We start from the raw sequence: 12,150 nt of genomic DNA, 5'->3' as shown, positions 1-12,150 counted from the left end.
TTCATTCCCGGGCGACCGGCAGCGAGCGCACTCCGTGGACCGTGCTCGTCGAGAGGGCGAGCGACTCGGGCGGGGCCGTCAGGTGCGGGCCCGGGAGCCTGCGGAACAGGGTGGCCAGGCCCAGGCGGACCTCGGCTGACGAAGAAGACACGGATTTCTCTTACGGCGAGGCCTCAACTACCGGTAAACCCGGGGCGTTTGAGCCGACTCACGGTTCCTGTCGCAGGCGCCGCCACACCGCCTTGGCCGCGTTGTGTCCCGACATGCCGTGGACGCCGGGTCCGGGCGGGGTCGCCGACGAGCAGATGAAGACGGCCGGGTGCGGAGTGGCGTAGGGGAAGAGCGACAGCTTGGGGCGCAGCAGGAGTTGGAGTCCGGAGGCCGCGCCGGAGCCGATGTCGCCGCCGACGTAGTTGGCGTTGCGCGCGACGAGTTCGGCCGGGCCGGCCGTCGCGCGGGCGAGGACGCGGTCGCGGAACCCCGGGGCGAAGTGCTCCAGTTGGCGCTCTATGGCGTCCGTGAGATCTCCGGTCCAGCCGTGGGGCACATGCCCGTACGCCCAGAAGACCTGCTTGCCCTCGGGGGCCCGGGTGGGGTCGGCGACGCCGGGCTGCACGGTGATCATGAAAGGCCTGTCGGGCGCGCGGCCCTCCCGGGACACGGCACGCAGTGCGATGTCGATCTCGGCGCTGCTCCCGCCGATCTGCACGGTGCCGGCCCGGCGGGCCTCCGGCGCGGTCCACGGCACCGGGCCGTCCAGCGCGTAGTCGATCTTGAAGACGCCGGGGCCGTAACGATAGCCCTGGTAGTAGTTGCCGAAGCCGGCGATGCGGGCCAGGGCCGTGGGTGAGGTGTCGAAGACGTACGCGCGCGCGGGCGGCAGGTCGTCGAGCCGCTTGACCTCGTAGTCGGTGTGGACGGTGCCGCCGAGATCCTTGAGATACGCGGTGAGGGCGTCGGAGATGGACTGGGAGCCGCCGCGGGCGACCGGCCAGCCGCGGGCGTGGGCGGCGAGGGCGAAGACCAGGCCGATCGCGCCGGTGGCGAAGCCGCCGAGCGGGGCCATGACGTGCGCGACGAGGCCGGCGAAGAGGGTCCTGGCCCGCTCGTCCTGGAAGCGGCGCATCAGCCAGGTGGCCGGCGGCAGCCCGACCAGGCCGAACCGGGCGAGGGTGACCGGGTCGCGGGGCAGTGCCGTCAGCGGCAGGGACATGAAGTCGCGGGCCAGGGTGTCCCACTTGGCCAGGAACGGCTCGACCAGCCTGCGGTACGGCCCCGCGTCACGGGGGCCGAAGGAGGCGGCGGTCTCGGCGACGGACCGGGCCAGCACGGCGGCGGTGCCGTCGGAGAAGGGGTGCGCCATCGGCAGGTCGGCGTGCAGCCACTCCAGGCCGTACCGGTCGAGGGGCATGGCGCGGAACGCCGGTGAGTTGATGCCGAGGGGGTGGGCGGCGGAGCACGGGTCGTGCCGGAAGCCGGGCAGGGTCAGCTCCTCGGTGCGGGCTCCCCCGCCGACGGTGTCACGCGCCTCGAAGACGGCCACGGCAAAGCCGCGGCGGGCCAGCTCCACGGCAGCGGTCAGTCCGTTCGGCCCCGCACCCACCACGACCGCATCGAGCATCGACGGCACCTTCGGACCCCTTCGTCAGCCGATGGCCATTGGAGGTCAGGATATGCCTGGGCACCGACAACACCGGGGCGCGGGTAAAGTCCGCCGGGTGACGCACCGCTTCCGCTTCCCCGTGCCGGCGGCCGACGCCTGGCACTGGTTCGAGCTGGCGGACACGGGCCGGATGCTGCGGCAGATCACCTTCCGGGGCCCCTCCCGCGTGCCCGTGGTCGCCGTCGAGGCGGTCGGGCTCGCGGCGGCCAGGCAGGCGTGCGGGGAGTGGGGCGCCCGGCTCTACGAGGTCGTGTACGGGGTGCCGGAGCGGGAACCGGTGGCGGCACCGCCGGACGCGGAGGCCGTGGACCTGCGGGACTTCGAGCTCGCGTGGGGCCGCGCGCGTGCGTACCGCCAGTGCGAGGTGCGGCACGACACCGGCCCGCTGCCCGTCGGCACTCGCCTGACCGGCACCTTCACCGTCTCGCCCTGGGGACCCGGGGTGACGGGCGTGTTCGTCGACGCCGGTCTGCCCGCCCCGGGCTTCGTGGACGCCGCGGTTTTGCTCGAGGCCGGGTGCCAGTGGCCCGCGGCCGGGACAGAGGCCGATTTCGAGGTGGTGGACCTGCGTGTCGGGGGCGGGCAGCCCCGGATCAGACTCCGTCCGACAGCAGTCCCGCCACCCGGCGAGCCGTGGCCGCGTCCCGGGCGGCGGTGAACGGCAGGACATTGCCGCCGGTGATGCGGAACGGCTCGCCCGCGCGGGTCAGGTGGGCGCCGCCGGCCTCCTCGACGAGGAGGATGCCCGCCGCGTGATCCCACGCGGCCTCCCAGCTGAACGCGGTGGCATCCAACTCGCCGCGGGCCACGGCGAGATACTCCAGGCCCGCCGAGCCGCAGGGGCGCGGCGCGATGCCGTCGGTGCGCAGGCCGAGGAGCGCGCGCTTTTGCTCCTCGGTGGTGTAGTCCGGGTGGGACGTGGCGACTTGGAGGTCACGGCCGGGCACCGGCGCGCCGCAGCGCAGCCGCTCGCCGTCGAGGCGGGCGCCCTGGCCCCGTACGGCCGTGGCCAGTTGGCCGCGGGCGGGGGCGTAGGTCCAGGAGGCGAGGAGCACGCCGCGCTGCGCGAGCGCGACCAGCGTGCAGAAGCCGTCGTCGCCGTGCACGAACTGCCGGGTGCCGTCGACGGGGTCGACGATCCAGACCGGGGCGTCGCCGCGCACCGCCTCGTAGGTCACCGGGTCGGCGTGCACGGCCTCCTCGCCGACCACGACGGAGCCGGGCAGCAGCGCGCCGAGCGCCTCGGTGAGGTACTTCTCGGCGAGCCGGTCGGCGTCCGTCACCAGGTCGTGCGGTCCGCTCTTCTGGTCGACCTCGTCCTCGGCGAGCTGACGGAAGCGGGGCATGATCTCGGCGGCGGCCGCCCTGCGGACCGCCTCTTCCACGTGGGCCGAGTGCTGTGCGAGAAACTCTTCGATGGTTTCGTTGGTTCGGATCACGTGTCAATAAGAACATGCCCCGCTGACAATCCCCGCCCGCCCGGTGGCCGCCGGATGGCATCGGCGTGAACTCCAGGGGCGGGAACCCGCAGGTCAGGGGCGTTCTCTCAGCGTCCGACCGTTTTCTCAGCGTCCGACCGCGTACCCCTGCATGCCCCGCGGGTTCGCCGCCGCCGACAGGACGCCGGTCTGCGGGTCCCGCGCCACCGCGCACAGCCGGCCCTCGGACCAGGCGTCACCGACGGTCACGTCATGACCACGCTGCCGCAGCTCCGCCACCACCGCCTCATCCGTGCGGGACTCCACGGTCACGCTCCCCGGCCGCATCCCGCGCGGGTAGAAGGAGCCGGGGAAGCTGTCGTTGTGCCAGTTCGGGGCGTCGACGGCGCCCTGGAGGTCGAGACCGCCGCGCACCGGGGCGCGCAGGGCGACCGCGAGGAAGAAGTGCAGCTGCCACTGGTCCTGCTGGTCCCCGCCGGGCGTGCCGAAGGCCATGACGGGCACACCGTCGCGCAGGGCGATGGAGGGGGTGAGGGTCGTACGGGGGCGCCGTCCCGGGGTCAGCGAGTTCGGCAGGCCCTCCTCCAGCCACGTCATCTGGAGCCGGGTGCCGAGCGGGAAGCCCAGTTCGGGCACGACGGGGTTGGACTGGAGCCAGCCGCCGCTGGGGGTGGCCGCGACCATGTTGCCCCAGCGGTCGACGACGTCGAGGTGGCAGGTGTCGCCCCGGGTGCCGCCGTCGGCACGGACGTCGGGCTCACCCGGCACGGGGGACGTCGGGCGCTTGGCGACGGTCGGCTCCCCGACGCCCAGCGCGTCGAAGCCCGGTCCGACGGTGGCGGCCACGCGCGCGTGCGCGCACAGTCGCGGTGTCCGGCCGCCCGGACTGCCGGGCCGCAGCTCGAGGGACGCCTTGTCGCCGACCAGCTCCCGCCGGGCCGCGTTGTACTCGTCCGAGAGCAGCTCGGCCAGCGGCACCTCGGCCGCGTCGCCGTACCAGGCCTCCCGGTCCGCCATGGCCAGCTTGCAGCCCTCGATCAGCAGATGGACGTACTCGGCCGACCCGTACCTGGGCAGCTCGGGCGGGAGCAGCGCGAGCTGCTGGAGGAGGACCGGGCCCTGACTCCAGGGCCCGGCCTTGCACAAGGTCCAGCCGTTCCAGTCGTACGTCGCCGGCGCCTCGTAGGTCGCGGACCAGCCGGCGAGGTCGGCGGCCGTGAGCGTGCCGGAGTGCCGCTCGCCGCTGGTGTCCATGGTCGGGCGCCCGGCCTGCCGTACGAGGGCCTCGGCGATGAACCCGGACCGCCATACCTCCCGGGCCGCCTCGATCTGCGCGACCCGGTCCCCGGCCCCGGAGACCTCGGCGAGCAGTCGTTTCCAGGTGGCGGCGAGAGCCGGGTTGCGGAACAGCTCGCCGGGCCGGGGCGGCCGCCCGCCCGGCAGATACACCTCCGCGGACGAGGTCCACTCGGTCTCGAACAGCTCCCGCACGGTCTCGACGGTCTCCCCGACCCGCTCCACGGGCGCGTGCCCGTGCTCGGCGTAACCGACGGCGTGGTCGAGCACCTCGGCGAGCGTCTGTGTCCCGTGGTCCCGCAGCAGCACCATCCAGGCGTCGAAGGCACCGGGCACCGCGGCGGCCAGCGGTCCCGTCCCCGGCACGAGCTCCAGCCCGAGCCCGCGGTAGTGCGCGACGCTCGCCCCGGCCGGCGCCACGCCCTGTCCGCACAGGACCCGCACCTCGCCGCCCGCCGGGGCGACGAGGATCGGCACCTCGCCGGCCGGCCCGTTGAGCTGCGGCTCGACGACGTGCAGCACGAACGCGCCGGCGACGGCGGCGTCGTAGGCGTTGCCCCCACGCTCCAGCACGGCCATCGCGGACTGCGAGGCGAGCCAGTGGGTGGAGGACACCATGCCGAAGGTGCCCTGGAGGGTGGGGCGGGTGGTGAACATACGGGCTCTCACCTCGCTGTTGACGCGCGTCGGACGGTCGAATCCGCACTCAGGATCGGGCCTGGGCAGAGTCTGGGGAGAGTCCGAGGAGTTCGGACCGGAGCCCGCCTCCGCCCGCTCCCCCAGCAGGCTATCGATCGCCCTGCGCCCCTTCTTCCCCGCCCAGCACTGATATTCCCTGTCAGCGAGCCTGGTCGCGCTTCGGCCCGATGCCCTTGATCCTGCTCGGAGTTCCGTCCGGGGCGAACGAGTGGTGGAAGGTGAAGGCGTGCGGCGTGGAGCCGTGGTCGTGGAGGTGTTCCAGCCTGGAAACCCCGTCCTGCCAGGTGGGTATCACGCCGTCGGAGACCCACCAGAGCACGTAACTCGGGTGCCCTGTCCTCTCGAACCAGTCGTAGCGCCTGTTCAGCGCCTCGCGGTGCGGACCGGTGTAGATGGCGTCGAAGGCGGGGCACAGGTCGGTCCAGAGTGAGAGGGTCGCGTCCAGGGCGATGGTCTCCACAGTGATCCCCTTGCCGTACCAGGTCGGTACGGCGAACTCTCCCCACACCCCCCAGTTCAGGTCGAAGTGTGTGCCGCGGTCGCGGTCTGCCGCTTCAGCGCGAGCGAGGTAACCGGGGTGTTGGCTGATCTTCCGGTAGACGGCCTCGCCTCTGTCGTGGAGTTCGCGCGTCAGAGGTGTGGGATCGGCGAGAGGTGACTTCAGGACGCCGAATGTGTACAGCGCGAGATGGGGCATGCGTCTCTCTCCGCGAGTGGCTCAGCCTTGAGGAACTCCTTTGCGACCGTGGGCGATCGCCGAAGACCAGGTGAAGGTAGCTGCCTCTGCGAGCCATGTCGAAGTTGCGTTTTCGCTGTCCAAATGGCCTCCCGCACAGGCCCAGCAAATGCCGCGAGGCAGTCTGTCCTACTTGGGCGGCAGGCTCCCGGCGAAAGCGCGTCCCTCGTCGATCCACCCGCCCAGGACGTCGTCCTCCGTGACAGCGGTCCCTGCGACGAGGATCCAGCCACGCATCGGGCGGCCGGTCATGTCGACGACGCGGGTGCCGGGCCGGGCCAGGGCCGCGTCGGTGTTGTCAGGGCCGACGCGCACCATGAGATCGTCGCCGCTCACACCCACGGCCATGTTGCCGCGGTACAGGAAGGCGATCCCGCCGAACATGCGCTTTTCCGCGATGTCGGGATCAGTGCCGAGCCGTTGCCTGACCCGTTCGGCCAGTCCTTCGTCGTACGCCACGAAGGTTCCTCCTAGGGCCTGTTTCCAGTCTTGTTTCCAGTCTTGGTCATGTGAAGGGGTGGATCACGCGTGGGCACGGCAGAACTCGCGGACGGCGTGGTCGAATCGCTCCGGGGTCTCGAGGTTGCTGACGTGGCCAACACCAGGAAGTACCACAAGCTCGGCATTCGGAATCGCGTCCTCGAACGCATGGGCGACACTCAAGGGTGACCGTGCGTCGAGCTCACCCCAGAGGAGCAGCGTCGGCACCGTGATCGTGGGCAGCAGGTCGCGCTCGTCGGCCTCGGCCATCATGAACAGCTGCGCTCCCATGGTCTCCGGCCGCACGTCGTGCGCCATCGTGTCGAGCAACGGCACGAACGCGGCGGGAGGATCACCGGCGAACAGCCCCGGCAGCGTCGGATCGAACCGCTCCCGGGGTACCGCGAGCATCCGCTTGGCCCCCTCGACCCGGGCCGCCACCTCCTGCGGTGGCAGCGAGCCCTTCCATCCGGCGTAGGTGTCGACCAGGATCAGCGTCCTGACCAGCTCCGGGCGGTGGCGATACAGCTCCAGCGCGACCGTCCCGCCCCAGGAGAGCCCTGCGACGTGGGCCGGGCCGAGCCGCAGCGCCTCGATCACGGCGGCGAGGCAGTGCGCGAAGTCCGCCAGGCCGAAGCCGGCCGGCAGATCCGACGAACGCCCCGCGCCGGGCTCGTCCCAGGCCACCACCGTGAACTCATCGGCCAGACCCGAGAGTTGCGGCTGCCACATACGACCGTCCACCCCTGCCCCGTGCACGAGAACCAGGGGCGGGCCCTCACCCACGCGCGCATAGGCGACTTCCACCCCGCTGACCCGCACTGTCGCCATGCCACCAGGCTAGGCGCGGCTGCGGGCGGTGTCGCGGCGTGCAGCTCGGGCGCGCACCAAAGCGCTCGCAACCCATACGCCTAGTGCATGGCGAGCCGGTGTTCGAGGTCGCGCAGGTCCTTGCCGATGGAGGTGCGGACCTGGCGGGCCAGGAGGGGTGCGGCCAGCCGGTAGAAGCCGCCCTCGCCGCCCCGGACGCGGATGCGGGCGAGGGTGCCGCTCGGGTCCGGCTCGAAGGTGTAGGTGACGTGCATGGGCATGGGGCCGGCGACGGAGATCATGTCCAGTAGCCCGGGCGGTTCGTACGCCGCCACGCGCAGGACGTAGTCGATGCGCCGGCCGAGGAAATGCGCTGTTCGGGTGACCTCGGCGCCCACGCCGAAGCCGCCCTCGTCCGCCTCCCGGGTCAGCTCCGCGGTACGGATGCCCTGGGTCCACTCGGCATCATGGCGCCAGTCCATGGCGTAACGGGCCACCTGCTCGGGCGGGAGCGGGATCACGCGTTCCGCGGACACGTCGATCGTCATCGTGCTGCTGCCTTATCTTGCCTTGCCTCGCCCGACCGGGGGTTGGGGAGTGGGTCCCCGGGACTGCGTCCAGGATCCTCGACGTGGGTGGTGGGCGCACGACGAGAACAGCCTGCCGCCTCAATCGGTGCTCGCGGACAGCAGAAGGCCGGCGATCCGACCGGGATCGTCGGACATGGGTGAGTGCCCGCAGCCGGGCAGCCGGACATGGGTGGCTCCTGGCAGGAGCCGGGCCGCGCGGTGGGCCTGGTGCCGGGGCGTCAGAAGGTCCCGGGTGCCCCAGGCGACCGTGACCGGGACGCTGGGGGTGAAGCCGGTCAGCCGGTAGGCGCGTGCTGCTCGGCGTGTGGCTTTGAAACCGGGTGCACGCGCCAGGTCGCGCAAGGCGCCGTCGGCCGCCTCTGACGTCATCCGCCAGGGACGTGCTACGAGTTGCCAGAACGCGAAGGTGCGGCCCAGGGAACTGCCGGTCACCCGAGCCGTGCGGTGGCCGAGGCTCTCTGCCATCGTGCGCGCGATCCGGAGCGAGCCGAGGGCGTAGGCGGCCTCGGGGCCGTTCCACAAGCCGATCGGGGACAGGGCGACGACGCTGCCGACGACGCCCATCCGGGCGAGTTCGAGTGCGACGGCCCCGCCGAGCGAGTTGCCGACGACGGGCGGGCGTGTGAGGCCGACCGCGGAGAACCACGTGGCGACTTCCGCGGCGAGTGCCTGGACAGTGGGAACGGTGCCACCTGGTAGCTGCGGACTGTCGCCGAACCCAGGCAGATCGACGGCCATGACCTCGCGTTCGCGGACCAGCAGCTCGATGACGGGGGCCCAACCCTCCCGGTCCAGCTGCCGAATCACAACCAGGGGCGGCCCCGCGCCGCGTCGGCTGCTGGCGAGGAGGATATCCGACATATGGGGAGCATAAGGGGCAGGCCGCCTCCGGGCACCTCACCGCTCATACAGCTCGCCGCGCTGATCGAAATCGGGCGGTGGCCTGCCACCTGGACAAACCTGCGGTCCGCTTCAGCCTTCCGAGCCCGGGCCCCGCGCGACCCGCCGCGGCGGAGTGAAGGTGTAGAGGTCGAGCACGTCGGGGCAGGGTGCGACCCCGGGACCGCCTGCCCGGACCCAGTCGATGATGTCCTCGGTCGCGTCGGGGTCGTTGACGAGGCCGAGCCAGACGGGGCGGGCGCCCGCGGCGCGGCCCGCCGTGGAGGGCTGGACGACGATCACGTTGGCGTGTTCGCACACGTCGAGGCAGTCGGAGATGCGCACGGGCACGTTCTCGGCGAGGCGCGCGGACTGCTCGGCGTGATCGACTCCGGGCACCTTCGGGGTCCCGCAGCAGCAGTCCCGGCACACGACGACCCGGCTGGGTACCGGCTGATTCGAGGGTGTCCGCACGTCAGTGCCTCTCCATGTGAGCGGTCGGCCGCAGGAAGCGGACAACCGGGTGGCCGGGATCGTCGGTGACCTCGGCTCGGACGCCGTAGACCCGCTCGATGAGGGCGGGGGTGAGGACCTCCGCCGGGGTGCCCTCCACGACCGCCCGGCCGTCGCGCAGGACCAGGAGGCGATCGCAGTACATCGCGGCAAGGTTGAGGTCGTGCAGCGCGATCACGGTGGTGACCGGGAGGTCCGCGACGAGGTCCAGCAGGTCGAGCTGGTGCTGGATGTCGAGGTGGTTGGTGGGTTCGTCGAGGAGGAGCTCGCGGGGCTCCTGCGCGAGGGCGCGGGCGATCTGGGCGCGCTGGCGTTCACCTCCGGAGAGGGTGTGCCAGGACTGGCCGGCCCGGTCGGTCAGTCCGGTGCGTTCCAGGGCCGCCGCGACCGCCCCGGCGTCGGCGGCCGTGGCCGGGGTCCAGGCGCGGCGGTGCGGGATGCGGCCGAGGGCGACGACGTCACGGACGGTCAGTTCGGTCTGGGTGTCGGCGTGCTGTTCGACGGTGGCGACGCGCCGGGCGACAGCCCGGCGGCCGACCTCGGCGAGCGGGCGTCCGTCCAGGGTGACGACCCCGGCGGTGGGAGCGAGAATCCCGGCGAGAATCCTCAACAGCGTCGACTTTCCCGAACCGTTGGGGCCGAGCAGTCCGACCGTCTCGCCGGGGCGCAGCACGAGGGTGACGCCGTCGACGACGACCCGGCCGGCGACCCGGCGGACGACACCCCGGGCCTGGAGGATGGTCATGCCTTCCTCCGTCCCCGGTGGAGCACGGCCACGAACGCCGGTACGCCGATGAGGGACGTGACGACGCCCACCGGGACCTCCTGGGGGTCGAGGACGGTGCGGGCGGCGGTGTCCACCCACACCAGGAAGACGGCTCCGGTCAGCGCCGTGACCGGCAGCAGGCGGGCGTGGCCGGAGCCGGTCAGGGCGCGGGTGGCGTGCGGCAGGACCAGGCCGACGAAGCCGATCGCGCCGGCACAGCTGACCAGGGCCGCGGTGAGCAGCGCGGTCGTGCAGAGCAGGACCAGGCGGGTGCGGGCGACCCGGACGCCGAGTCCGGCGGCGGCGTCCTCGCCGAAGGCGAAGGCGTCCAGGGTGCGGGCGTGGCCGAGGCAGACGGCGAGGAAGACGGCCAGGACGGCGGCGCAGAGCAGCACTTGTCCCCAGTCGGCGCCGGCGAGCGAGCCCAGCAGCCAGAACAGCACGCCTCGGGTGGTCTCGGCGTCGGCGGAGGTCAGCACGACGAACGAGGTCAGCGCGGAGAACAGCTGCATGGCCGCCACCCCGGACAGCACGACCCGGTCGGTGCTGCCGCCGAGGACATGGCTGAGCAGCAGCACCAGCGCGAAGGAGGCCAGCGCGCCAAGGAAGGCGCCCGCGGACAGCGACACCACTCCCCCGCCCACCCCGAGCACGACGACGGCGACGGCTCCGGTGGACGCGCCGGAGGACACCCCGAGCACGAACGGGTCGGCCAGCGGGTTGCGCAGCAGCGACTGCATCACCGCCCCGCACACCGCGAGTCCGGCTCCGCACACGGCGGCGAGCAGGGTGCGCGGCATCCGCAGGTTCCACACGATGCCGTCCCGCAGCGGCGCCAACGTGCTCTCGCCGAGGCCGAGATGGGCTGCGACGGCGGCCCACACGTCCGCCGTGGAGATGTCGGCGGGCCCGATCGTCACCGCGACGGCGACCGAGGCGAGCAGCGCGGCCAGTCCGAGGCCGGCCAACAGCGGCGTACGGACGCTCACTTGGCGCGTCCGTCGAGGCCGAAGCCGCGCAGTGCCTCGGCGACCTGCTCGATCCCCTCGACCGTGCGGATGGAGGGGTTCATGGCCTGTCCGCTGAGCAGGACGAAGCGCTTCTTCTTCACCGCGGTCAGGTTGCGGGTGGCGGGGTTGGTCTCCAGGAAGCGGATCTTGGCCGCGGCGGTCTCGGCGGTCTGCTGCTTGCGCGTGAGGTCGCCGAGCACGATGACGTCGGGGTCGCGGTCGGCGACGGTCTCCCAGTTGATCTGGGGCCATTCGTCGTGGGTGTCGGAGAAGACGTTCCGCGCGCCGACGGCACGGGTGATGGCGCCGGGCGCGCCGCAGCAGCCGGCGAGGTAGGGCGACTGGGAGTTGGCGAACCAGTACATGAGGGAGACCCCGGAGGCGTCCAGCCCGTGGGTCGCCTGGCGCACCCGCTCCTTCAGCCGGGCGATCAGCTGCTCGCCGCGCGCGTCGACGCCGAACGCGCGGGCCAGGTCGCGGATCTCGCCGTACACCGCGTCGAGGGTGAGCGGCTCGCCGCGCGATCCGTCGCCGCCGCTGTCGTTGTCCTTGCCGGCCGCGCAGTCGGAGGGCGAGACGTACGTCGGCACGCCCAGCTTCTCGAACTGCTCACGGGTGGCGACGCCGCCCTTGCCGAGCGTGGAGACGAACGAGGCGGTGACGAAGTCCGGTTCGGCGTCCAGGACCTTCTCGAAGGAGGGGTTGTCGTCGGCCAGGCGGGGCACGCTCGCGCCTGCCTTCTCCAGGCCCTTCATCACCGGGTCCGTCCAGGTCGCCGTACCGGCCATGCGGTCGGCGAGGCCGAGGGAGAGCAGGATCTCGGTGGTGCCCTGGTTGAGGGAGACGACGTGCCGCGGGGGCGACTTGAGGGTGACCTGGTGGCCGCAGTTGGCGATCGTGCGTGGGTAGCCGGCGCCGTGGGGCTTCGCGGTGTCCGCCGCGGAACCGCCGCCGCAGGCGGTGAGCAGCAGGGCCGAAGCCAGGAGCAGGACGGCGGAACGGGACATGGGCATGCCTCGGGGGTCGGGGCTCGTACGCGGAGCCTGGCCTACGGACGTCCTCCCCGCCGGGTCGGCGCGGAGGTGCCAGCAGGTCTTCGGACTCGGGTTCGTCCGGTCGGGGCGCCTTCCCGGTCTCCCAGTGGCGTGCCGTGCCCCGCCCGTCCCCCTCACCGCTGCGCGTCAGTTCCGGATTCGCACCGGATTCCCTGGCCTCGGATGTGGCTCGACTGGCCCGACGAGGCTATCAAGTCCGTACGACGGTCAGGTC

14 protein-coding genes and 1 riboswitch are annotated in these 12,150 nt (G+C 72.4%); of the genes, 1 reads left to right on the top strand and 13 read right to left on the bottom strand.

The features are described from left to right. Position 1: 1 nt before the first annotated feature. Both ACIRD7_RS02960 and ACIRD7_RS02955 read right to left on the bottom strand, forming a co-directional pair. Positions 2-151 carry a hypothetical protein gene (locus tag ACIRD7_RS02960; RefSeq protein ID WP_403448909.1) on the bottom strand — a complete coding sequence of 50 codons (150 nt, stop codon included), beginning with the start codon at positions 149-151 and terminating at the stop codon, positions 2-4. Between the two features lie 57 nt (positions 152-208). After that, positions 209-1,621, bottom strand: a complete 1,413-nt coding sequence (locus tag ACIRD7_RS02955) for a phytoene desaturase family protein (RefSeq protein ID WP_403448906.1) — start codon at positions 1,619-1,621, stop codon at positions 209-211. Between the two features lie 97 nt (positions 1,622-1,718). On the opposite strand from ACIRD7_RS02955, the gene ACIRD7_RS02950 reads away from it, so the two are divergent. Continuing rightward, positions 1,719-2,321, top strand: coding sequence for a hypothetical protein (locus ACIRD7_RS02950; RefSeq protein WP_403448903.1), 603 nt, complete (start codon positions 1,719-1,721; stop codon positions 2,319-2,321). On the opposite strand, the gene ACIRD7_RS02945 is transcribed toward ACIRD7_RS02950, so the two are convergent. The 11 genes from ACIRD7_RS02945 to ACIRD7_RS02895 all read right to left on the bottom strand — a co-directional run bounded on the left by ACIRD7_RS02945 (position 2,257) and on the right by ACIRD7_RS02895 (position 11,888). After that, on the bottom strand, positions 2,257-3,102 hold the full coding sequence (locus ACIRD7_RS02945; protein ID WP_403448900.1) for an inositol monophosphatase family protein: 846 nt from the start codon (positions 3,100-3,102) through the stop codon (positions 2,257-2,259). The two genes, ACIRD7_RS02950 and ACIRD7_RS02945, sit on opposite strands and share 65 nt — an antisense overlap. Before the next feature lie 126 nt (positions 3,103-3,228). After that, positions 3,229-5,055: a gamma-glutamyltransferase family protein gene (locus ACIRD7_RS02940; RefSeq protein WP_403448897.1), complete on the bottom strand. Its 1,827-nt coding sequence runs from the start codon at positions 5,053-5,055 to the stop codon at positions 3,229-3,231. A gap of 181 nt (positions 5,056-5,236) precedes the next feature. Beyond that, the gene (locus ACIRD7_RS02935; RefSeq protein ID WP_403448894.1) at positions 5,237-5,794 is read right to left on the bottom strand and encodes a DUF3291 domain-containing protein; all 558 of its coding nucleotides are present in this window, start codon (positions 5,792-5,794) and stop codon (positions 5,237-5,239) included. 168 nt (positions 5,795-5,962) lie between these two features. Beyond that, positions 5,963-6,292: a TfoX/Sxy family protein gene (locus ACIRD7_RS02930; protein ID WP_403448892.1), complete on the bottom strand. Its 330-nt coding sequence runs from the start codon at positions 6,290-6,292 to the stop codon at positions 5,963-5,965. A 63-nt stretch (positions 6,293-6,355) separates the two neighbouring features. Beyond that, complete coding sequence (locus tag ACIRD7_RS02925) at positions 6,356-7,144, bottom strand: alpha/beta fold hydrolase (protein WP_403448889.1); 789 nt, start codon at positions 7,142-7,144, stop codon at positions 6,356-6,358. A gap of 80 nt (positions 7,145-7,224) precedes the next feature. Continuing rightward, the gene (locus ACIRD7_RS02920) at positions 7,225-7,671 is read right to left on the bottom strand and encodes an SRPBCC family protein (RefSeq protein ID WP_403448887.1); all 447 of its coding nucleotides are present in this window, start codon (positions 7,669-7,671) and stop codon (positions 7,225-7,227) included. Positions 7,672-7,791: 120 nt separating this feature from the next. After that, complete coding sequence (locus ACIRD7_RS02915; RefSeq protein WP_403448884.1) at positions 7,792-8,574, bottom strand: alpha/beta fold hydrolase; 783 nt, start codon at positions 8,572-8,574, stop codon at positions 7,792-7,794. 111 nt (positions 8,575-8,685) lie between these two features. Continuing rightward, positions 8,686-9,066: a (2Fe-2S) ferredoxin domain-containing protein gene (locus tag ACIRD7_RS02910; RefSeq protein ID WP_403448881.1), complete on the bottom strand. Its 381-nt coding sequence runs from the start codon at positions 9,064-9,066 to the stop codon at positions 8,686-8,688. A 1-nt stretch (position 9,067) separates the two neighbouring features. After that, complete coding sequence (locus ACIRD7_RS02905; protein ID WP_403448879.1) at positions 9,068-9,850, bottom strand: ABC transporter ATP-binding protein; 783 nt, start codon at positions 9,848-9,850, stop codon at positions 9,068-9,070. Next, positions 9,847-10,860 carry a FecCD family ABC transporter permease gene (locus ACIRD7_RS02900; protein ID WP_403448876.1) on the bottom strand — a complete coding sequence of 338 codons (1,014 nt, stop codon included), beginning with the start codon at positions 10,858-10,860 and terminating at the stop codon, positions 9,847-9,849. Before ACIRD7_RS02900 ends, ACIRD7_RS02905 begins: the two co-directional genes overlap by 4 nt. Beyond that, positions 10,857-11,888, bottom strand: a complete 1,032-nt coding sequence (locus ACIRD7_RS02895) for an ABC transporter substrate-binding protein (protein ID WP_403448873.1) — start codon at positions 11,886-11,888, stop codon at positions 10,857-10,859. Before ACIRD7_RS02895 ends, ACIRD7_RS02900 begins: the two co-directional genes overlap by 4 nt. A gap of 62 nt (positions 11,889-11,950) precedes the next feature. Continuing rightward, a riboswitch (cobalamin riboswitch) is annotated at positions 11,951-12,129 on the bottom strand. Positions 12,130-12,150 lie beyond the last annotated feature (21 nt).

Source organism: Streptomyces sp. NPDC093568, assembly GCF_044764945.1.
Classification (GTDB): domain Bacteria; phylum Actinomycetota; class Actinomycetes; order Streptomycetales; family Streptomycetaceae; genus Streptomyces.
The sequence above is the reverse complement of the archived record's forward strand: the minus strand, read 5'-3'. Positions and strand labels throughout refer to the sequence as shown.

Coding starts and splice junctions, on each gene's coding strand:
- ACIRD7_RS02905 (WP_403448879.1), bottom strand. CDS start 9,850: ATGACCATCCTCCAGGCCCGGGGTGTCGTCCGCCGGGTCGCCGGCCGG.
- ACIRD7_RS02940 (WP_403448897.1), bottom strand. CDS start 5,055: ATGTTCACCACCCGCCCCACCCTCCAGGGCACCTTCGGCATGGTGTCC.
- ACIRD7_RS02925 (WP_403448889.1), bottom strand. CDS start 7,144: ATGGCGACAGTGCGGGTCAGCGGGGTGGAAGTCGCCTATGCGCGCGTG.
- ACIRD7_RS02895 (WP_403448873.1), bottom strand. CDS start 11,888: ATGTCCCGTTCCGCCGTCCTGCTCCTGGCTTCGGCCCTGCTGCTCACC.
- ACIRD7_RS02935 (WP_403448894.1), bottom strand. CDS start 5,794: ATGCCCCATCTCGCGCTGTACACATTCGGCGTCCTGAAGTCACCTCTC.
- ACIRD7_RS02920 (WP_403448887.1), bottom strand. CDS start 7,671: ATGACGATCGACGTGTCCGCGGAACGCGTGATCCCGCTCCCGCCCGAG.
- ACIRD7_RS02915 (WP_403448884.1), bottom strand. CDS start 8,574: ATGTCGGATATCCTCCTCGCCAGCAGCCGACGCGGCGCGGGGCCGCCC.
- ACIRD7_RS02955 (WP_403448906.1), bottom strand. CDS start 1,621: ATGCTCGATGCGGTCGTGGTGGGTGCGGGGCCGAACGGACTGACCGCT.